General features: G+C 59.6%; 21 protein-coding genes. All 21 read left to right on the forward strand.

Going from position 1 to position 21,229, the window contains the following annotated elements; genetic code table 11:
- Positions 1-16: 16 nt before the first annotated feature.
- The 21 genes from ACXJKE_RS11285 (at position 17) to ACXJKE_RS11385 (ending at position 21,163) form a co-directional block, all read left to right on the forward strand.
- Positions 17-1,051, forward strand: a complete 1,035-nt coding sequence (locus ACXJKE_RS11285) for an RluA family pseudouridine synthase (protein ID WP_457280665.1) — start codon at positions 17-19, stop codon at positions 1,049-1,051.
- A gap of 124 nt (positions 1,052-1,175) precedes the next feature.
- Entirely contained in the window at positions 1,176-1,979 is an 804-nt protein-coding gene (gene scpB, locus ACXJKE_RS11290) for an SMC-Scp complex subunit ScpB (protein WP_457280666.1), read from the forward strand.
- Between the two features lie 3 nt (positions 1,980-1,982).
- Complete coding sequence (locus tag ACXJKE_RS11295; protein WP_457280667.1) at positions 1,983-3,593, forward strand: pseudouridine synthase; 1,611 nt, start codon at positions 1,983-1,985, stop codon at positions 3,591-3,593.
- A 125-nt stretch (positions 3,594-3,718) separates the two neighbouring features.
- Entirely contained in the window at positions 3,719-4,144 is a 426-nt protein-coding gene (gene ndk, locus ACXJKE_RS11300) for a nucleoside-diphosphate kinase (RefSeq protein ID WP_457280668.1), read from the forward strand.
- Between the two features lie 79 nt (positions 4,145-4,223).
- Entirely contained in the window at positions 4,224-5,372 is a 1,149-nt protein-coding gene (rlmN, locus tag ACXJKE_RS11305) for a 23S rRNA (adenine(2503)-C(2))-methyltransferase RlmN (RefSeq protein WP_457280669.1), read from the forward strand.
- Positions 5,369-6,178 (forward strand): type IV pilus biogenesis/stability protein PilW, encoded by an 810-nt coding sequence (gene pilW / locus ACXJKE_RS11310; RefSeq protein ID WP_457280670.1) that lies wholly within the window; start codon positions 5,369-5,371, stop codon positions 6,176-6,178. The genes rlmN and pilW overlap by 4 nt, the downstream gene beginning before the upstream one ends.
- Positions 6,153-7,181: a helix-turn-helix domain-containing protein gene (locus tag ACXJKE_RS11315; protein WP_457280671.1), complete on the forward strand. Its 1,029-nt coding sequence runs from the start codon at positions 6,153-6,155 to the stop codon at positions 7,179-7,181. Before pilW ends, ACXJKE_RS11315 begins: the two co-directional genes overlap by 26 nt.
- Positions 7,181-8,458, forward strand: coding sequence for a flavodoxin-dependent (E)-4-hydroxy-3-methylbut-2-enyl-diphosphate synthase (gene ispG, locus ACXJKE_RS11320; protein WP_457280672.1), 1,278 nt, complete (start codon positions 7,181-7,183; stop codon positions 8,456-8,458). The genes ACXJKE_RS11315 and ispG overlap by 1 nt, the downstream gene beginning before the upstream one ends.
- Before the next feature lie 5 nt (positions 8,459-8,463).
- Complete coding sequence (gene hisS / locus ACXJKE_RS11325) at positions 8,464-9,813, forward strand: histidine--tRNA ligase (protein ID WP_457280673.1); 1,350 nt, start codon at positions 8,464-8,466, stop codon at positions 9,811-9,813.
- 92 nt (positions 9,814-9,905) lie between these two features.
- Positions 9,906-10,598, forward strand: a complete 693-nt coding sequence (locus ACXJKE_RS11330; protein ID WP_457280984.1) for a YfgM family protein — start codon at positions 9,906-9,908, stop codon at positions 10,596-10,598.
- The gene (bamB, locus tag ACXJKE_RS11335) at positions 10,595-11,749 is read left to right on the forward strand and encodes an outer membrane protein assembly factor BamB (protein WP_457280674.1); all 1,155 of its coding nucleotides are present in this window, start codon (positions 10,595-10,597) and stop codon (positions 11,747-11,749) included. The genes ACXJKE_RS11330 and bamB overlap by 4 nt, the downstream gene beginning before the upstream one ends.
- 29 nt (positions 11,750-11,778) lie before the next feature.
- Positions 11,779-13,122: a ribosome biogenesis GTPase Der gene (der, locus tag ACXJKE_RS11340; protein ID WP_457280675.1), complete on the forward strand. Its 1,344-nt coding sequence runs from the start codon at positions 11,779-11,781 to the stop codon at positions 13,120-13,122.
- 51 nt (positions 13,123-13,173) lie between these two features.
- Positions 13,174-13,443: an RNA chaperone Hfq gene (gene hfq / locus ACXJKE_RS11345; RefSeq protein WP_411883131.1), complete on the forward strand. Its 270-nt coding sequence runs from the start codon at positions 13,174-13,176 to the stop codon at positions 13,441-13,443.
- The gene (gene hflX / locus ACXJKE_RS11350; RefSeq protein WP_457280985.1) at positions 13,440-14,621 is read left to right on the forward strand and encodes a GTPase HflX; all 1,182 of its coding nucleotides are present in this window, start codon (positions 13,440-13,442) and stop codon (positions 14,619-14,621) included. The genes hfq and hflX overlap by 4 nt, the downstream gene beginning before the upstream one ends.
- 57 nt (positions 14,622-14,678) lie before the next feature.
- Positions 14,679-16,103, forward strand: a complete 1,425-nt coding sequence (hflK, locus tag ACXJKE_RS11355) for an FtsH protease activity modulator HflK (protein ID WP_457280676.1) — start codon at positions 14,679-14,681, stop codon at positions 16,101-16,103.
- A gap of 11 nt (positions 16,104-16,114) precedes the next feature.
- Positions 16,115-17,017 (forward strand): protease modulator HflC, encoded by a 903-nt coding sequence (gene hflC / locus ACXJKE_RS11360; protein WP_457280677.1) that lies wholly within the window; start codon positions 16,115-16,117, stop codon positions 17,015-17,017.
- Between the two features lie 6 nt (positions 17,018-17,023).
- The gene (locus tag ACXJKE_RS11365) at positions 17,024-17,212 is read left to right on the forward strand and encodes a DUF2065 domain-containing protein (protein WP_457280678.1); all 189 of its coding nucleotides are present in this window, start codon (positions 17,024-17,026) and stop codon (positions 17,210-17,212) included.
- Positions 17,213-17,341: 129 nt separating this feature from the next.
- Positions 17,342-18,532, forward strand: coding sequence for an ATP phosphoribosyltransferase regulatory subunit (locus ACXJKE_RS11370; protein WP_457280679.1), 1,191 nt, complete (start codon positions 17,342-17,344; stop codon positions 18,530-18,532).
- Positions 18,533-18,577: 45 nt separating this feature from the next.
- Positions 18,578-19,918 carry an adenylosuccinate synthase gene (locus ACXJKE_RS11375; RefSeq protein WP_457280680.1) on the forward strand — a complete coding sequence of 447 codons (1,341 nt, stop codon included), beginning with the start codon at positions 18,578-18,580 and terminating at the stop codon, positions 19,916-19,918.
- Between the two features lie 75 nt (positions 19,919-19,993).
- Positions 19,994-20,518 carry a phosphoribosyltransferase gene (locus tag ACXJKE_RS11380; protein WP_411877599.1) on the forward strand — a complete coding sequence of 175 codons (525 nt, stop codon included), beginning with the start codon at positions 19,994-19,996 and terminating at the stop codon, positions 20,516-20,518.
- A gap of 39 nt (positions 20,519-20,557) precedes the next feature.
- Entirely contained in the window at positions 20,558-21,163 is a 606-nt protein-coding gene (locus ACXJKE_RS11385) for a hypothetical protein (protein WP_457280681.1), read from the forward strand.
- The last annotated feature ends 66 nt before the right edge of the window (positions 21,164-21,229 follow it).

Here is a 21,229-nt window from a genome sequence, read left to right on the forward strand (position 1 = left end):
GCAATCGACCTTCTTGATGACTGATTCAGAACAAAGCAAATTGATTATATCGGGCGCTACTGCGCCTGAGGAGGTTCCCGATGAGGCGCTGGAGGAGGGCGATACGGCTGTCGAGGTGGAGTTGCGGCAGGTAGCTGTCCCGGTCGAAAGCCATGGCAGCCGTCTCGACCGCGCGTTGGCCGCCATTGTGCCCGAGTTCTCGCGCACGTATCTTCAGCAGTTGATCGACTCAGGCATGGTGAAACTCGGGGGCTCTACAGTCACCAAGACATCCACGAAGGTCAAGGCTGGTGATGAACTCGCCATTGAGTTGCGTCCAACGCCGCAAAGCCAGGCATTCAGGCCTGAAGCGATGGCACTGGACATCGTGTTCGAGGACGCTTACCTGATGGTGATCAACAAACCTGCCGGGCTGGTTGTGCATCCGGCGCCCGGCAACTGGAGCGGGACCTTGTTGAACGGCTTGCTCGCGCATGATCCGCAGGCCGTCTTCCTGCCACGCGCCGGCATTGTTCACCGCCTTGATAAAGACACCAGCGGTTTGATGGTGGTCGCCCGGCAGCGGACGGTGATGGACCAGTTGGTCGGCCTGATCGCCGCCCGCGACGTGAGCCGGGAATATGTCGCACTGGCCCACGGTGCCTGGCTGGGCGGGAAAACCCGGCAGGTAGAAGCTGCCATTGGGCGGGATCCACGCAACCGTTTGCGGATGGCCGTGGTGGACTTGGAAAAGAATGCCGGGAAGTCGGCATCCACTATGGTGTCGCTGCTTCAAAGTGCCGGTGAGCACTGCCTGGTCAAATGCAAGCTGCACACCGGTCGCACGCACCAAATCCGGGTCCATATGGCCTTCATTGGCCATCCCCTGGTATCCGACGAGTTGTACGGGGGGGCTCCTGCTCCTGGGCTTGGCCGTCAGGCGCTGCATGCGTGCCGGCTGGCATTCGAGCATCCGGTGACTGGCAAAGTGATGGAATTCCGGTCGGACCCTCCGGCCGACCTTCAGGCCGCTATTTCCGGTTTGGGCCTGATATACAATCAAATCCAGTAGTTTTCAGCTACCTGCACCATGGCATCCTGATCAGGAGATTGCGTATTGGGTGCCCTGCGCGCCAAGCGCCGAACCCACGTTTTCCCGGCCTTTTTTTCCGCTTTTTTTCGGAACGACCACAATCATGAATACGACGGATGCAAAACGCGTCCTCGAAACAGCACTTATTTGCGCGCAGCAACCATTGCCCCTGCGCGAAATGGGAGTTCTGTTTAACGGGGTATTGACTGCGGACAGCCTCAAGCTGGTGCTTGAGGAGTTGCAAAGCGATTGGTCTGGTCGTGGCGTGGAACTTGTTCACGTGGCGACGGGATGGCGCTTTCAAAGCAGGCCGCAGATGCGTGAATATCTGGACCGGCTGCACCCCGAAAAACCCCCGCGTTATAGCCGTGCCACACTGGAAACCTTGGCCATCATTGCGTATCGTCAGCCGGTGACGCGCGGTGACATGGAGGACATCCGGGGAGTCACGATCAACAGCATGATCCTCAAGCAGCTCGAAGACCGCGGGTGGGTGGAGGTGATCGGCCATCGGGAAACTGTCGGCCGGCCGGCACTTTATGCCACCACCCGGCAGTTTCTTGACGACCTTGGGGTCGAGTCGCTGGACCAGCTTCCCGTGATGGACGACAGCCCGAATCAGCTTCCGATGCTCGAGCAGATTGAGTTTGGCATCTCTGAACTTGCGGGCAAGCCGGAGGCGGACGCGGATGGTACAGATGTTGAGCGGCTTGAGCCTGCTGTGCTGGAGCCTGCTGTGCTGGAGCCTGCTGTGCTGGAGCCCGTGTCAGGCACGGTTGAAGAGTTTGAGATTGGTGAGATCGCCGAGGCGCCAACTCTGTACACGCAATCAGAGGTCGCTGGCGACAGTGATACCGAGCCTCTTGAGAGCAATGAGACCGGTGGCGATGAGCCCACCCGAATGTAAATCATGACCCAACAAGACCCTCCTGCTTCCGAATCTGCGGACACACCTCGTGAGCCGCAGGACAAGGTGCTCATAGAGGAGCAAGCCTTGCAAGATTTGCCGGAAGCAATAGCACGCTCCGAGTCCGGCCCCGCGCAAGCCATCCGTGCTCCAGCGCCGCGGCCTTCAGCCGGCCGCAACGCCCCAGCCCCGGGTGCCATCCGGTTTGAGGATGTCGTGACGGGGCAATTCGATGCTGATGAGGAAGACGTTGCCTTGGCATTGCCCAAGCGAGTGCTCGCGCCCCAGCCCGAAACCCCCAAGTTGCACAAAGTGCTTGCCCAGGCGGGGCTGGGTTCACGGCTGGAGATGGAGCAACTGATTCTGGAGGGGCGAATCTCGGTCAACGCTGAGCCTGCCCATATAGGACAACGCATCCAGTTTGGCGATACGGTCAAAGTCAATGGCAAGCCAATCCGGGTGCGTATCGACCCGCCGCCGCCGAGGGTGATTGCCTATCACAAGCCCACCGGAGAGGTGGTCACGCATGATGACCCGCAAAACCGTCCGACCGTTTTTCGCCGTTTACCCAAGCTGTTCCAGGGAAAGTGGCAATCGGTCGGTCGCCTCGACTTGAATACGGAGGGCCTTCTGCTGCTGACCAGTTCGGGTGAATTGGCCAACAAGCTGATGCATCCGCGTTTCGGCCTGGAGCGTGAGTACGCTGTCCGTGTGCTCGGTGCGCTCAGTAACGAAGAGAAAAAACGTCTGCTCGAAGGTGTGAACCTGGATGACGGCATGGCCCAGTTCAGCTCCATTGAAGCCGGAGGGGGGGAAGGCGCTAACTGCTGGTACAAGGTCACCATTTCCGAGGGGCGTAACCGCGAGGTCAGACGGATGTTTGAGGCAGTGGGGCACGCTGTCAGTCGCCTTATTCGCATCCGCTATGGGGCCATGGTTCTCCCGCGCGGCCTTAAGCGTGGCGCGTTTGTCGAGCTTGATGAGCGCGATATTTGGGCCCTGACAAACGCTTTGACCCGTTCTGAATCTCGCGCAGTGCTTGAGGGGGCGCAGGGAGCCGGCATTCATGGGGAGGGGGGTGAGCCACCGAGACGGGGACCGCGCCGAAACGAACGACAGCGCGGGGACCGCGGACGGCCGTCAGCGCCAAACAGCGAAGCATCTCAAGCGCCGGTACAAGGCGGATCGGGGGACGATCAGGAGATTCATGATCCACATGAGTTGCAACCGCCGCTGAATCTTAACGATTCTGCATCCCGTGGAAACCGGCGCCGCGGTGGCAAGGGGCGCAACCAGGGCGGCAATCCGGGTGGTGGTTTCCGGACCGGCCAGCCGCAAGGCAACGGCAATGGAGTACAGGGACAAAAACGGCGGGATGACCGTGGTGACAAAGCTGCCGGAGGAGCGCAGCCCGATCCGATGAAAACCTCATTTGGTTATATCGGTGCGGACACTTTTACCCGGCAGCGACAGGGGCAAGGCCAGGGTCAGCAGCGTCGCGGGGGCGGTGGTACGGGCGGAAACGGTACCGGTGGACCGCGCCGCGGCGGTGCCGGTGGTGGAAACCGGGGGGGCGGCAATCGCGGCGGTGGGAGCCGTGGCGGAAATCGATGACCCCGCAGAGGCACCTCAAACCGCAAGGTTGATTTGAGCCAATACGCCTACAGGTTAAAATCATGGGCTTTATTCAAATTTTTGAATAATTTACGACTCCAAAAAATTTAAGTTAAGGAAATCTCATGGCAATCGAGCGCACTCTCTCCATCATCAAACCCGACGCCGTGGCGAAAAACGTCATTGGGCAAATCTATGCGCGTTTTGAAGCTGCTGGCTTGAAGATTGTGGCCGCCAGGATGGCTCACTTGTCGCAAGGCGAGGCTGAGGCTTTTTATGCGGTGCACAAAGAGCGCCCATTCTTCAAGGACCTGGTTTCCTTCATGATTTCCGGTCCCGTCATGATCCAGGCGCTGGAAGGTGAGGGCGCCATCCTGAAAAACCGTGATCTGATGGGAGCTACCGATCCGAAGAAGGCTGCCGCCGGCACCATTCGTGCGGATTTCGCAGACAGCATTGATGCCAATGCCGTCCATGGTTCGGATGCCGCTGAAACGGCCAAGGTGGAAATTGCTTTCTTCTTTCCCGGCATGAACGTTTACTCGCGTTAACTATGTCTCGCCCCATGCTTTGCTACACCCAGCCAGGGCCGTCGCTTGCTTGGGGCAGTTCAGTCGGTTCTCTACTGCGATGACTGCCAACCTTCTTGACTACGATCTGGATGGTTTGGCGGCCTTTTGTGGGCAGCTTGGTGAAAAGCGTTTTCGCGCCACACAGCTTTTCCGCTGGATCCACCAAAAAGGGGTTGCAGATTTCGGGCAAATGACGGATTTGGCAAAATCCCTGCGCGACAAGCTGGCAGGATCAGCTCAGGTCGTAAGCCCCACGGTGGTTTCCCGGCACGATTCCGCCGATGGCACTATCAAATGGTTATTTGATGTCGGTGCAGGCGATATCATTGAAACTGTTTTTATTCCCGAAACCGACCGAGGAACATTGTGCATTTCCTCGCAGGCCGGTTGTGCTGTTGGTTGCCGGTTCTGCTCCACGGGTCATCAGGGTTTCAGCCGTAACCTGACCACGGGAGAGATCGTTTCCCAGCTATGGTTTGCCGAGCATTTCCTGCGGCAGCATCTAGGCAGGGATGAACGGGTGATTTCCAACGTCGTCATGATGGGCATGGGTGAGCCCCTGCAGAACTACTCGCAGCTCCTGCCAGCCCTGAAGGTCATGCTTGACGACCATGGTTATGGCCTATCACGCCGACGGGTGACGGTATCGACATCGGGCGTTGTGCCCATGATTGATCGGTTGGCCGGGGACTGCCCGGTAGCCTTGGCTGTATCGCTGCATGCACCGGAAGATGGGCTGCGCGACAACCTTGTGCCTTTGAATAAAAAATACCCCATAGCCGAACTGCTTGCGGCTTGTACCCGCTATCAGTCATCGGCACCCCGGGACTTCATCACGTTTGAGTATTGCATGCTCGATGGTGTGAACGACCAGCCAGAGCATGCGCGTCAGCTCGTATCGCTGGTTCGGGCCCAGGCAGCGCAAGGGCTCTCCTGCAAATTCAACCTGATTCCCTTTAATCCATTTCCGGCTTCGGGGTTGAAGCGTTCTGACATGCCGCAGGTGATGGCATTTGCGAAAATCCTGATGGATGCGGGTATTGTGACAACCGTTAGAAAAACCCGGGGGGACGATATCGATGCAGCTTGCGGGCAACTGGCTGGCGATGTACAGGACCGCACAGGTGTGGATCAGCGCATGGCGGCGCAGCGGCAAGGTATGCTCGGGGGAATCAAGGTCGTAGTGGCCAAAGGGATGGGTACATGAGATTTCGCGCCAATATGATCTGGGTTCCAGCCTGCTGGCTGGCAGTATTGCTCGCAGGATGCGCCAATCACGCAGGCGCTCCAGGGTCTCCGGGCAACCGCACTGACATTATTACGGAATCAGACGAGCCTGATCAGCGCAGGCGTGCGCGTCTTCGGCTTGAATTGGCTTCGGGCTACTTCGAACAGGGGCAAACCAATGTGGCTCTCGACGAAATCAAGCAGTCGCTGACCACGGATCCAACTTTTGCGGAGGCCTACAACCTGCGCGGACTGGTGTACATGCGTCTTAACGATATTCCTCTGGCTGAGGATAGTTTTCGCAGGGCTCTTGCATTGAATCCCCGCGATGCGGATGTTGCGCATAACTATGGATGGTTGATGTGCCAGCAAGGACGCTATAACGAGTCTTCTCGGTTCTTTGCCCAGGCCGTGGCGAACCCAACATACGCAGGCAAGGCCAAAACGCTGATGGCGCAGGGGGTTTGTCAGGTTCGTGCTGGACAGCATGCAGAAGCCGAGCAAAGCCTCCTGCAGTCTTATGAATTGGATGCAGGAAATCCTGTTACTGGTTACAACCTGGCTAGTCTTTTGAACGATCGTGGCGATCTAACTCGGGCGCAGTTTTACATACGACGACTGAACAACAGTGATCTTGCAAATGCTGAAACCCTGTGGCTAGGCATCAAAATCGAGCGTAAATTAAACAACCGGGATACGGTACGGCAGCTCGGTGATCAGCTAAAAAAGCGTTTTGCGCAGTCCCGGGAGGCTGCTGCTTATGACAAAGGGGCGTTCAATGAGTGACGCTGACGTTGTTGCATCGGCTGGGGAGGCCATATCTGGAATGGCTGCGTCTGGCGTTGACCGGGGTACTGACTTCGAGCCCACGGCAGGCACACTGCTTCGTGAGGCAAGAGAGGCTGCAGGCATACATATCGCGGCCCTCGCGGTATCTTTGAAGGTTCCGGTAAAAAAACTCGAAGCGCTGGAGCTGGATCGCTTTGACTTGCTGCCGGATGCTGTTTTTGTTCGGGCCCTGGCTTCCAGCGTGTGCCGTAGCCTGAAACTGGATGCGGCCCCTGTGCTTGAACGCTTGCCTCAAACCAGCGCCCCCAAGCTGATATACCAAGGTGCTGGCATCAATGCACCGTTTCGCTCGCCAGGGGAAGGCCCCCGGCCTGCTGTGTGGACCCAGGTTTCGAAGCCTGCAGTGCTGGCTGGCCTGGCGTTGTTGCTTGGTGCTCTGGTATTGATTTTCCTGCCAGTCATCAAGCCGGATGCCACGAAGGGTCAGAGTGATAGCGAGATGCAAGCTGGCGGTGCCGAGGCCGCCAAACCGCTGCCCGCAGCTGTGGCGATGACGGGCGGAGGATTGGTAAACGACGCCAAGCCTGTTTTTCCCACAGAGCAGAGTCATGAGACTTTTTCAGGCACCGGTGCTGCCACGGTTGCCGGCTCTTCTGCCGGCCCTGTTGTGACGACAACTACCTCTCTACCTGGTCCGGCCGTTCAGCCTGCTCCGGTGCCAGTGGCAAGTGGTGTTGCTGCACCTGTATCGCCAGCGGCACCGGCGGGTATCGTGACTTTTCGCGCCAGAGGCGAGTCCTGGGTGGAGGTGACGGATGCCAAGGGAACGGTTGTGCTGCGCCGTACTCTGACCGCCGGAGAGGTCGCTGGGGCGTCCGGGGCGTTGCCACTGGCCGCCGTGGTGGGTAAGGCAGATGTGACGCAAGTGCAGGTGCGCGGTCAGGCTTTTGATCTGAGCAGCGTGGCCAGGGACAATGTTGCCCGATTTGAGGTGAAATAATGACGAAGGGTTGCCTCCCGATCGAGTCCGCTTTTCCCAAAGCGCGGCGCTCTCTCCAGTCACAGGTGTCATGGGGCGGCCGTATTTTGACCGTCGGCGGTGATGCGCCGGTGCGCGTCCAGTCCATGACCAATACCGACACGGTGGATGCCATTGGTACCGCGATTCAAGTCAAGGAACTGGCGTTGGCGGGTTCCGAGATGGTTCGCATCACCGTCAACACGCCGGAAGCGGCGCAGGCTGTTCCGCATGTGCGTGAGCAACTCGATCGGATGGGGATCGACGTTCCACTGATAGGGGACTTTCATTACAACGGCCATAGGTTGTTGACGGATTACCCCGCTTGCGCGGAGGCGTTGTCCAAATACCGCATCAATCCTGGAAATGTTGGCAAGGGCGACAAACGTGACCGGCAGTTTGGCCAAATGATAGAGGTTGCCATGCGCTGGAAAAAACCAGTGCGTATCGGTGTGAACTGGGGCAGCCTTGATCAGGAACTGCTGGCCAGCTTGATGGATGAGAACAGTGCGCGTGCAGTCCCTTGGGATGCCAGGCAAGTCATGTATGAAGCATTGATTACGTCCGCGATCGATTCCGCCCGGCGCGCTGAAGAAATGGGAATGCCTCGTCACCAGATCATCCTTTCCTGCAAGGTAAGCGGTGTTCAGGACCTGATTTCGGTCTATCGAGAATTGGCCCGGCGCACAGATCACGTGCTTCACCTGGGGCTGACGGAAGCCGGTATGGCCACCAAGGGCACGGTGGCTTCTGCCACGGCGTTATCGATCCTGCTGCAAGAAGGCATTGGCGATACCATTCGCGTTTCCCTAACACCCCAGCCGGGTGAGGCCCGCACCCAGGAGGTGGTTATTGCGTCAGAGATTCTCCAGGCGCTTGGTTTGCGGACCTTTGTGCCCAGTGTGACGGCATGCCCAGGTTGCGGACGTACCACCAGTACGACCTTCCAGGAGCTGGCCAAGCAAATTGACGATTTTCTGCGTGCTCAGATGCCTGTCTGGCGCGAACAATATCCCGGCGTCGAAGGGCTCAAGGTCGCCGTCATGGGCTGTATCGTCAATGGACCGGGTGAAAGCAAACATGCCGATATCGGCATCAGCCTGCCCGGCTCCGGCGAGGCGCCGGCCGCACCGGTGTTTATTGATGGTGAAAAAAGACTGACCTTGCGTGGCGACAACATTGCGCAGGAATTCCAGGTCATTGTTGAAAACTACATTGAAAAACGCTTTGGCACGCACACCGTCGCTGAAGCTGCGTAATACCCATGGTTGAAAAAGCAGCTACCGGCCCGGTAGAAAAATCCGCCGTGGCCAAAGTGAAAAAACTGACAGGCGTCAAGGGGATGAACGACATCCTGCCGCAGGAGTCGGCTCGTTGGGAGTGGTTCGAAGCCAAGGTGCGCGCGTTGATGGCCCGCTATGCCTACGCCAATGTACGCACGCCGATCGTCGAGCCGACCGCGCTGTTTGTGCGTGGTCTTGGCGAGGTGACCGACATCGTCGAAAAGGAGATGTATTCCTTTGTCGATTCGATGAATGGCGACCGGCTCACGTTGCGCCCTGAGGCTACTGCCGGTATTGTGCGCGCGATGATCGAACACAACGCGCTGTACAACGGGCCGATACGGGTCTGGTCGGCGGTGCCGCTGTTTCGTCATGAGCGGCCACAGAAGGGGCGTTATCGCCAATTTCACCAAATCGACGTTGAAGCGCTGGGCTTTGCCGGACCCGATGTGGATGCCGAGCAAATTCTCATGTGCCGAGCGCTGCTGCACGACCTGGGCATTCCGATGGAGCACGTGCGGCTCGAACTGAACAGCCTGGGCCAGCCCAGCGAGCGAATGGCGCACCGTGCCGCGCTGATCACGCACTTTGAGGCGCATGCCGGCGTGCTTGACGAAGATGCAAAACGCCGGCTGCACAGCAACCCGTTGCGCATCCTCGATACCAAAAATCCTGCCATGCAATCCGTCGTGGAAGCCGCTCCGCAGCTCATGGACTTCCTTGGCGAGGCCTCGCTGGCGCACCTGAACGCGGTGCGCGCGGTGCTCGACGCGGCAGGGCTGGCCTATCGCATTAATCCGCGCCTGGTGCGTGGCATGGATTACTACAACCTCACGGTGTTCGAATGGGTCACCGACAAGCTTGGCTCACAGGGTACGGTTTGCGGCGGTGGCCGTTACGACGGCCTGTTCGAGCAGCTTGGCGGCAAGCCAACGCCTGCGGTAGGGTGGGGCCTGGGTGTGGAACGAATGCTGCTTCTGCTTGAGGCGGTGGGCGTGTTGCCGCCGGTGAGCGGCCCCGACGTCTACGTGATCGTTCCGTCTGCCGAGATGATGCCAACCGTGATGGCAACCTGCGAAGCCTTGCGCGCTGCTGGCATCAACGTGCAGATGCACGCCGGCACAGGCGATGGCATGGGCAGCATGAAGTCCCAGTTCAAGAAAGCTGACGGTAGCGGTGCGCGCTACGCCCTGATTTTTGGCGAAACCGAGTTCGCTCAAGGCTGTGTTGCCGTCAAACACCTGCGGGGCGAAAAAGACCAAGCCTTGCAGGCCCAGGCACTCCAGCCCTTGGGGGATGTCATGGCCTGGGCTCACAGCCTGCGCGGCTGAGCCGCCACGGCCGGCCATTTGGAGTGCTGGCCGGGCCTCTACAATCACCCCAACTCAATCCGCACCATTTCCGGGGCAGAACAAAGACTTTTATGGCAAAACATCTCGATTTGGAAGAACAGGAACAGCTTGACGAGCTCAAGCACTTCTGGAAGCAGTACGGTGACATGATCACCTGGGCCCTGATTGTGGTGCTTGGCGCCTTTGCCGCATGGAACGGATACCAGTACTGGCAGCGTAACCAGGCAGCCCAGGCTTCGGTCATGTATGACGAAGTCGAGCGCGCTGTGCAGTCCGGTGACGTGGCAAAAATTGACCGCTCATTGGCCGACATGAAGGATCGTTTTGGCCGGACAACGTACGCGCAACAGGCGGGACTGCTTGCCGCCAAGGCTTATTACGACAAAGGCAATGTCGACGCATCGCGTGCTGCCCTGAATTGGGTCGCTGAAAAAGCCTCTGATGAGGGCTATCAGGCCATTGCCCGGTTGCGCCTGGCGGGGCTGCTGATTGAGAAGAAGTCTTACGACGAGGCCCTGCAGCAGGTTTCGGGCCCATTTCCGAAGGACTTCACGGCATTGGTCGCCGACCGGCGTGGCGATATTCTGGCAGCGCAGGGAAAGAAGTCAGAGGCGAAAAGTGAATACGAAAAGGCTTACAAGGGGCTTGACGAGCGCTCCGAGTACCGGCGTCTGGTTGAGGTCAAGCTCAACGCGCTGGGGGTTGATCCCAGCGCAGGGACAACCAAGGCCGATGCGCCATCAAATAAAGAGGTGAAGAAATGATTTATCAATCTTTTAGGCCTCTGGTCCAAGCGGTGCGTGCGCCGGCAGCTATTGTTTTGATAGCGATTCTGAGTGGCTGTTCCTTTTTCGGTGGCGGTCCTGCAAAACCGCAACCCGCGGAACTTCAGCCGGTCACTGGATTGGTGTCTGCGCGCCAGATATGGACCACCCGCGTGGGGCAGGTGAACTTCCCGCTTGAGATGGGGGTTTCGGGCAACACCGTGGCAGTGGCCAGTGGTGACGGCACAGTGGCTTTGCTGGATGCCCAAACTGGCCGCGATTTCTGGCGCCTTGCGCTGAATACACCCTTGGCCGCCGGTGCTGGAAACGACAGCAAGGTCGTTGCCGTGGTAACCAAGGCCAATGAAGTCATCGCGTTGCAGGATGGCAAGGAACTCTGGCGCCAAAAGCTGGGCGCCCAGGCATTTTCCGCTCCCTTCGTGGCTGGCTTGAGGGTATTTGTCCTGGCCGCAGACCGTTCGGTCACGGCCTTTGACGGGCTGACGGGTCGCAAGCTTTGGGCGCAGCAGCGGCCCAACGAGCCCCTGGTGCTTCGTCAGTCCGGCGTCATGCTGGCGGTGGGCGATACGCTGGTCGTCGGTTTGGCCGGACGCCTCGTGGGTCTTAACCCGTCCAACGGTAGCATCCGTTGGGAGGCGCCGATTGCCACGCCTCGCGGCGTCAATGACGTGGAGCGGCTCGTCGACCTGGTGGGACGTGTCAGCCGGCAGGGCGATATCGTTTGCGCGCGGGCGTTCCAGGCGAGCGTTGGATGCGTCAACGCTGTGCGCGGCAACCTGTTGTGGGCCAAGCCGGCCAATGGTGTACAGGGCATTGATGGAGACGATCGCCTGCTGTTCGGCACGGAAGCTGATGGCACTGTGAACGCCTGGCGCCGCACCGATGGTGAGCGTGCGTGGTCCACCGACCGCCTGCGCTACCGCAGCCTCACGGCGCCGGTGGTCGTCGGGCGCTCTATCGCCATGGGCGATTTTTCCGGCTACATCCACCTGCTTTCCCGCGAAGACGGCTCACTGCTCAATCGCCTGCCTACCGATGGCTCAGCCATTGCGGCAACGCCCGTGCTTGCTGGCAATACGCTGATCGCCGTGACGCAAAACGGTGGTGTTTACGGCTTCCAGCCTCAATAAGGGCCTACGGTCCTGCCAGAAACTGATTGATGAAACCTGTCATAGCGCTAGTCGGCCGTCCGAATGTGGGCAAGTCGACGCTTTTCAACCGGCTGACCAAGACGCGGGATGCGATCGTGGCCGACTTTGCCGGCCTGACGCGGGATCGTCATTACGGTAACGGGAAGCTGGGACCCCACGAATACATCGTGATCGACACCGGCGGATTTGAACCCGATGCGGCGTCCGGTATTTACAAGGAAATGGCCAAGCAGACCCGGCAGGCGGTCGCGGAGGCCGATGTGGTCATCTTTGTGGTCGACGCCCGCGCCGGCATCAGTGCGCAGGACCACGATATTGCCAAATACCTGCGAAAGCTGGGCAAACCCACCATCCTGACTGCCAACAAGGCCGAGGGCATGACTGAAGGCGTGCAGCTGTCCGAGTTCTTTGAATTGGGCCTGGGCGAGATGCTGGCGGTTTCCGCCTCACACGGCCAAGGCATGCGCACGCTGGTTGACATGGCCTTGGCGCCGCTCAATTTGCCGGATCCGGACGAAGAGGCTGAGCCTCAAGATCCTTCTGTGATTCGTCTGGCCGTGGCAGGACGCCCCAACGTGGGGAAGTCCACATTGATCAACACCTGGCTGGGCGAAGAACGCCTGGTGGCCTTTGATTTGCCCGGGACAACCCGCGACGCCATTTCTGTGCCTTTTGAGCGTGCCGGGCAGAAGTTTGAGCTGATTGACACGGCAGGACTGCGCCGCAAAGGCAAGGTTTTTGAGGCCATCGAGAAGTTTTCCGTGGTCAAGACCCTGCAGGCCATCGAAAACGCCAATGTAGTGCTGCTGCTGCTCGACGCCACCCAAGGTGTGACCGATCAGGACGCCCATATTGCCGGCTACATCCTCGAAAGCGGCCGTTCGGTAGTACTGGCCATCAACAAGTCGGACGCTGTGGACTCCTACCAGCGTGAGCTGCTCGAGCGCTCCATCGAGACCCGGTTGGGTTTCCTCAAATTTGCCGCCATCCATCCAATCTCAGCCATCAAACGGCAGGGCCTGGGGCCGGTCTGGAAGTCGATTGTTCAGGCCCATGCATCGGCCAACCGCAAGATGTCCACACCGGTGCTCACCCGGCTGCTGCTGGAAGCCGTGCAGTTCCAGCAACCCCAGCGCTCGGGTGTTTTCCGCCCCAAGCTGCGTTATGCCCATCAGGGCGGCATGAACCCACCCATCATCATCATCCACGGCAATTCGCTCGAGCATGTCACCGAGTCGTACAAACGCTATCTGGAAGGACGTTTCCGCAAGGAATTTGACCTGGTCGGCACGCCGCTGCGTATCCAGATGAAGAGCTCCCACAACCCCTTTAAAGACAAGGAATCGGCCTAGGACTACATGACCCGGGCCACGCCCTGTGGTAAGGTCAAGTTCTATTAACTTTTGAACACGGAAAATATCGTGAGCAATAACAAAGGCCAGCTCTTGCAGGACCCATTTCTCAACACCTTGCGTCGCGAGCATGTTCCTGTTTCCATTTATCTCGTCAACGGGATCAAATTGCAGGGCCAGATCGAATCCTTCGATCAATATGTGGTTCTGCTTCGCAACACTGTGACCCAAATGGTCTACAAACATGCGATTTCCACCATCGTTCCAGGTCGCGCCGTAAATTTCGCGACCAACGAGTCTGAAGAAAGCCCCGCCAGCTGAGTTCGTACGATGCTCCGGTGAGCCCGAAACCCCTGGTCCTTCTTGTAGGGGTCGATCTGGGGTTGCCAAACTTTGATGCTGATCTGCAGGAACTGGGTTTGCTCGCGCAAACAGCAGGCCTGCAGCCGGTTGCGCGCGTCACCTGCAGGCGCAAGGCGCCCGACGCCGCGCTCTTCATCGGCAGCGGAAAAGCCGACGAAATCAAGCTGATGGCGCTGGATACCGGCGCCACGGAAATTCTGTTCGACCAGTCTCTCAGCCCGGCGCAGCAGCGCAACCTGGAGCGGCACCTGGACATGCCGGTCAACGACCGGACCCTGCTGATTCTTGAAATCTTTGCCCAGCGCGCGCGTAGCCACGAAGGCAAGCTGCAGGTTGAGCTGGCCCGGCTGCAATACATGTCTACGCGACTGGTGCGGCGCTGGTCCCACCTGGAGCGGCAAACCGGCGGCGCCGGCGTGCGCGGCGGCCCGGGTGAGAAGCAGATCGAGCTCGACAAACGCATGATCGGTGACGCGATCAAGCGCACCAAAGAACGCTTGCTCAAGGTCAAGAAGCAGCGGCAAACGCAGCGAAAGCAGCGCGAGCGCCGCAATTCCTTCACGATTTCCCTGGTGGGTTACACCAACGCGGGAAAATCCACGCTCTTCAATGCGCTGGTCAAGGCGCGTGCCTACGCGGCCGACCAGCTGTTCGCCACGCTCGACACCACCACAAGGCAGCTTTATTTGGGTGACGCCGCGCGTTCCGTGTCGCTGTCGGACACGGTGGGGTTCATCCGCGACCTGCCGCACGGCTTGATTGATGCCTTTGCCGCAACGCTGCAGGAAGCAGCGGATGCCGACTTGCTGCTGCACGTGGTGGACGGCGCCAATCCCGACTACCTCGAGCAGATCGAGCAGGTCCAGCGTGTGCTTTCGGAGATTGGCGCGGCCGATGTGCCGCAAATACTGGTGTTCAACAAGCTGGACGCTATTGAAAAGGACAGCTTGCCCCTGCACTTGCAAGACATGTTCGAACTGAGGGACGCGTTTGAAGGCTCAAGCCGCAGCGTTGAACGGGTGTTCGTGAGTGCGCAGACAGGTGAAGGCCTGCCGCTTTTGCGGGCGCTGCTGGCTGGCTATGCGGTCAACCCGCCCGCCGACGAAATCCCCCAAACTGCCGAGGACCTTGCCTGATATGGCGGTTTCATTAGGCACAATGTCGGTGTAACGAAAAAAAGTGAGTTTGATCCCATGAATCTGAACCCCGTGCTGCAGACCTTGACGAGCTTGCCAGGCCGGCTCAAGCAACGCGCCCAAGGCATGTTCAATCTCAATGATCCGCGCTGGGGTCGGGATGACGACAAACCGTCCTCCGACGACACCAAGCCCGAAGCTCCGCGGGAGGACAAGCAACCGACCCGGCCCGCCAACCGCCCACAGGGGCAGGGACCTAACCAGGGCCCACCCGACCTGGACGAACTCTGGCGCGACTTCAACCGCAAGCTGGGCGGCCTTTTTGGCGGCGGCAAGAACAACCCCAACCGTGGTGGATTTGGCCGCGGTAATGGCGGTGGAAACAACGGCGGCAGCGGCGGCGGCTTTCAGCCCGACATGAAAAGTGCCGGCATTGGTGTCGGACTGATTGCCAGCGTCGCGGTGCTGATCTGGCTTGGCACCGGGTTTTTCATCGTCCAGGAAGGTCAGCAGGCCGTCATCACCCAGTTCGGAAAATACCACTCCACCGTGGGCGCGGGCTTCAACTGGCGGCTTCCGTATCCTGTGCAGCGCCACGAAATCGTTGTGGTCACGCAGATCCGTTCAGTGGATGTCGGCCGTGACGTCATCATCAAGGCGACAGGCCTGCGCGACTCGGCCATGCTGACTGAAGACGAAAACATCGTTGAAATCAAGTTTGCCGTGCAGTACCGCCTGAACGATGCGCGCGCCTATCTGTTTGAAAGCAAGGACCCTGCAGCGGCGGTGGTTCAAGCTGCCGAAACAGCCGTCCGTGAAGTGGTCGGGAAAATGAAGATGGATCTCGCCCTGGCGGAAGAGCGTGACCAGATCGGGCCACGCGTGCGGGCCCTGATGCAGACCATCCTCGATCGTTACAAGGTCGGCGTTGAAGTTGTCGGCATCAACCTTCAGCAGAGCGGTGTGCGCCCCCCCGAGCAGGTGCAGGCAGCGTTTGACGATGTGCTCAAGGCCGGCCAGGAGCGCGAACGCGCCAAGAACGAAGCCCAGGCATACGCCAACAATGTGATCCCGCGTGCCGTGGGTTCCGCGTCCCGCCTCAAGGAAGAGTCTGAAGCCTACAAAGCCAAAATCGTGGCCCAGGCACAGGGTGATGCCCAGCGCTTTCGTTCGGTGCTGACCGAATACCAGAAGGCGCCCCAGGTGACCCGTGACCGTATGTACACCGACGCCATGCAGCAGGTTTATTCCAGTGTGACCAAGGTGATGGTCGAGTCCCGTCAGGGCTCCAACCTGCTGTACCTGCCGCTGGACAAAATCATGCAGATGACGACGCAGGGTGATGTCGGCAGTACCGCAGAGCCCGCACTGGTTCCCGGCGCAGCGTCTTCGCCAACGGTGCCTGCCGCGCCTGTTTCCAGCTTGCCCCTTGATGCCCGATCCCGCGATGCTTCCCGCACGCGCGATCGTGAAACACGCTAAGGAAGACGATCGTGAATAGAGTTGGATTTATCATTTCTTCGTTGCTGGTGATCCTGGCATTGCTCAGCTCCACGCTTTTTGTGGTGGACCAGCGGCAGTTCGGCGTGGTTTATGCGTTGGGGCAGATCAAGGATGTGGTCACTGAGCCGGGCCTGCATTTCAAGATGCCGCCGCCGTTCCAGAACGTCTCCTACATCGACAAGCGCCTGCTGGTGCTCGACAGCGTCGACGCCGAACCCATGCTGACGGCAGAAAAGCAGCGTGTCGTGATCGACTGGTACGTGCGCTGGCGCATCATCCAGCCCACCGACTACATCCGCAACGTCGGCCTGGACGAAAAAACCGGCGCCAACCAGCTCAACCGCGTGGTGCGCAATGCCTTCCAGGAAGAGATCAACAAACGCACCGTCAAGGACCTGCTTTCGCTCAAGCGCGAAGCCCTGATGGCCGACGTCAAGCGGGAAGTGCTTCAAGCCGTGCAGGGTGCGCAGCCCTGGGGCGTTGACGTGGTCGACGTGCGTATCACGCGCGTGGACTATGTGGAAGCCATCACCGATTCCGTCTACAAGCGCATGGTTGCGGAGCGCCAACGTGTGGCCAATGAACTGCGTTCTACCGGTTTGGCAGAAGGCGAAAAAATCCGCGCCGACGCCGACCGCCAGCGAGAAGTCACCATCGCCAACGCCTACCGCGATGCGCAAAAGGTCAAAGGCGAGGGCGATGCCGAAGCCGCTCGCACCTACGCAGAATCGTTCGGCCGCGACCCGCAGTTCGCTCAGTTCTACCGCAGCCTCGATGCCTACAAAGCCAGCTTCAACAAGAAGAGCGACGTGATGGTTCTGGACCCTTCATCCGACTTTTTCAAGGCGATGCGCGGCCCAGGCTCCGGCAACGCCGCACCCGCCAAAAAATAAGCCGGCGTGGACGGCAACACCTTCTGGATGGCGCTGGCCCTGATGCTGGTCATCGAGGGCCTGTTGCCTTTCATCTCTCCCGGCGGCTGGCGCCGCATGTTCGAGCAGATTCTCACTCTGGGCAACGGTCAGATCCGCTTCTTCGGCTTGTGCAGCATTGCGGCGGGCCTGATCCTGCTGGCTGTGCTGGCCTGATTTCGCCTCCCTCGGCAAGCCGGCCACTGGCAGGTATTTCCGCCAGAGTGCGTCATTGGGTCCTCAGTGGGCCGAAAACCCGCTTCAAGCCCGGTAAAATGCTGTTTTTAACAGCCCACGAAAATCACAATGCCCGCCTGGTCGTCATCATGGCAATTGCCCGATCAAATTGCCGATGTCCTGCCCTCCGAGGCGCGCCACATCGAAGAGCTGCGCCGTCTGTTCCTCGACACCGCCCGCAGCTATGGCTATGAACTTGTCATGCCGCCGCTGCTCGAGCACCTCGAGTCGCTCCTGACCGGTACCGGCGAGGCCCTAGATCTGCAGACTTTCAAGCTGGTGGACCAACTCTCCGGCCGCACCCTGGGCCTGCGTGCCGACACCACGCCCCAGGTAGCCCGCATTGATGCGCATTTGCTCAACCGCAGCGGTGTTGCCCGCCTGTGCTATTGCGGCCCGGTGCTGCACACCCGTGCCGACCGCCCTCATGCCACCCGTGAACCGCTGCAGTTTGGCGCGGAAATCTACGGCCATGCCGGACTGGAAGCAGACCTGGAAGCCCAGCAGCTGGCGCTGGAAGGCCTCAAGGCGGCCGGTGTCACTGAACTGAGCGTGGACATGGCGGACGTCCGCATCGTCAACAGCCTGCTGGCTGGCGCCACCGTCAACGGCAAAACACTGGCGCTCATCCATGCCGCGCTGGCGGCCAAGGACGCGAGCGAACTCGGCAGCCTGATCGCCAGCCTCAAGGACGGCATTTCGGCTGTGGCGCGAGACGGTCTCAAGGCGTTGCTGCAGCTTTATGGTGACGAGAAAGTGCTGGCCGAAGCGGAAAAAATCCTGCCGCCCTCAACAGGCCTTAAGGCGGCGCTGCAAAACCTGAAATGGCTGGCCGCACACACCAGGGGTGAAAAAGGCGATGTCAAGGTCAGTTTTGACCTGGCCGACCTGCGCGGCTACGCCTATTACAGCGGCACCCGCTTTGCCATTTACGGCCAGGGCGCCGAACTGGTGCGCGGCGGCCGCTATGACGAAGTCGGTGCCGTGTTCGGCCGCAACCGGCCTGCAGCAGGCTTCAGCCTTGACCTCAAAGAGCTGGTCAGTGTGCTGCCACCCCGGGCCCTCAAGGCCGCCATCCGTGCGCCATGGGGGGAAGATACCGGCTTGCGTGCCGCCATCGCCCGCCTGCGTGCGGGCGGCGAAACCGTGGCCTGCGTGCTGCCCGGCCACGAACATGAAGTCAATGAGTTTGATTGCGACCGCGAACTGGCAAACGCTGCCGGTCAATGGGTGGTCCAGCCCCTTAAAAAAGCCGCTTGAGGGCCTGCGCCCGGCTTTATCCCGAAACCTTAACGAGAATTGAAGATGACAAACAAACAAACCGCAGCCGCGGGCCGTAATGTCGTGGTCGTGGGCACCCAGTGGGGCGACGAAGGCAAGGGCAAGCTGGTCGACTGGCTGACCGAGATGTCGCAAGGCGTGGTGCGCTTTCAGGGCGGCCACAATGCCGGCCACACGCTGGTCATCAATGGCGTGAAAACGGCGCTGCACCTGATTCCCAGCGGCATCATGCGCCCCGGCGTGAAGTGCTATATCGGCAACGGCGTGGTGTTGTCGGCCGCCAAATTGTTCGAAGAAATTGAGGGGCTGGAAAAAGCCGGCGTTGAGGTGCGTTCGCGCCTGCGCGTCAGCGAAGCCTGCCCGTTGATCCTGCCTTTTCACGTCGCGCTGGATGTCGCGCGCGAGGCTTACCGCGAGAAGGGCGGCACGACCAAGATCGGCACCACCGGCCGCGGCATCGGCCCCGCGTATGAAGACAAAATTGCCCGCCGCGCGCTGCGCGTGCAGGATCTCAAGTACCCAGACCGTTTTGCCGCCAAGCTGCGTGAACTGCTGGACCTGCACAATTTCGTGCTGACCGGCTACCTGCATGCGCCGGCAGTCGACTTCGACACCGTCTACGCCGAAGCCATGCGCCACGCCGAGTTGCTCAAGCCCATGATGGCCGACGTTTCGCGCGAACTCAACGATGCCAACGAGGCCGGTGCCAACCTGCTGTTTGAAGGCGCGCAAGGCACCTTGCTCGACGTCGATCACGGCACCTATCCCTATGTCACTTCCAGCAACTGTGTGGCCGGCAATGCCGCCGCGGGCGCGGGCGTGGGCCCGGGCATGCTGCATTACATCCTCGGTATCACCAAGGCTTACTGCACCCGCGTGGGCGGCGGGCCTTTTCCGACCGAACTCGACTGGGAAAAGCCCGGCACGGTGGGCTACCACCTCAGTACCGTGGGCGCCGAAAAAGGCGTGACCACGGGACGTAGCCGCCGCTGTGGCTGGTTTGACGCCGCGCTGCTCAAGCGCTCGGCCCAGGTCAACGGCCTCTCGGGTTTGTGCATCACCAAACTCGACGTGCTGGACGGCATCGACGAGCTCAAGCTGTGCACCGGCTACGAGCTTGACGGCCATATCACCGACATCCTGCCGATGGGTGCTGAAGAGATCGAGCGCTGCAAACCCATTTACGAGACCTTGCCGGGCTGGAGCCAGAGCACCGTGGGCGTCACGCAATACGACAAGCTGCCGGCTGCCGCGCAGAAATACCTGCACCGCATCGAGGAAGTGACTGGCGTGCCGATCCACATGATTTCGACCAGCCCGGACCGTGACCACACTATCCTGCTGCGCAATCCGTACGCCGCCTAGCCATAAAACTTCAGCAAAAAATGCACCCAGTCCAATAGGGACGGGCGCAAGCAGCTATCAAATCAGGAGCATTTCATGTTGACAGAAGACGGCAAGCATCTCTATGTGAGCTATGACGAGTACCACAACCTGATTGAAAAACTGGCCATCAAGATCCATCAGTCCGGCTGGCAATTTGACACCATCCTGTGCCTGGCCCGCGGCGGCATGCGTCCCGGCGACATTCTTTCGCGCATTTTCGACAAGCCGCTGGCCATCATGTCTACCAGCTCCTACCGCGCCGACGCCGGCATGACGCAGGGCAACCTCGACATTGCCCGCTTCATCACCACGCCCAAGGGCGAGATCGCCGGCAAGGTGCTGCTGGTCGACGACCTGGCCGATTCCGGCCACACGCTCAACGCGGTGATCCACCAGCTCAAGAACAACTACAAACCGATCACAGAACTCCGCAGCGCCGTGATCTGGACCAAGGGCGTCTCGACCTTCCAGCCTGATTATTCGGTCGAACTGCTGCCCACCAATCCGTGGATCCACCAGCCGTTTGAGGGCTACGACTCGTTGTCACCAGCGCAGTTGATGGCGAAGTGGAAGATTTAGCGGCGTCCGATACGTCGGTTTGGCACTGGTCAGCGCCTCATGATGCAAAGTCCGCCGGTCTTGCCGTCCGCTGACGGACCGCACAACTGGCGATCGCTTCAAACGGGAGCGCCAGCCGGCTTGGCCAGAGGGATCTTCTTCCTGTTAGTGGGCCTATTTTGTGGCGGGTTCATGGCATTTTTGGGTCGTGAGGCACGCGATTCCTGGCTGTCATTACTTGTCGTCGGCGGTGGTGCATTCACGGTGATGATTGTCCTATGGACGACGCTGTGGACTTTCCGGCATGGCAGCTTCAACTTTGACATCAATCAAAAAACAAAGCGCATTCGCAAGTGGAAAACCTCTCCCTTTCTCAAGAGAGGTTTCGATGAATACGCATACGATGATTTTCATGCGGTTCGATCGGTGCAAATATTCGACGGCGACGTTTACTGCGTGGTGGTCGAGCTACTTTTCAAAGCAACGAAACCTGCCCTTGAAGTAGCACGCTTCAATGCGATAGGACGTGTTGCATCCTACTTGTGGAGAGGCACCAACACACTGTGTTTGGTAAGCACCGAAAGTCCGAGTGGTGCGGCCTTGCGCCAAGACTTGGCGAAGTCGATGGGCATCACAGACGAAGGCTATTTCGACAAGGAGCAATGAGGTGCTTGCCGATGTTGCCCGGAGGGATTTTTCGGCTCACTACGTCACGCGGACCAACAAGCCAAT

The organism is Polaromonas sp. P5_D5 (assembly GCF_054049435.1).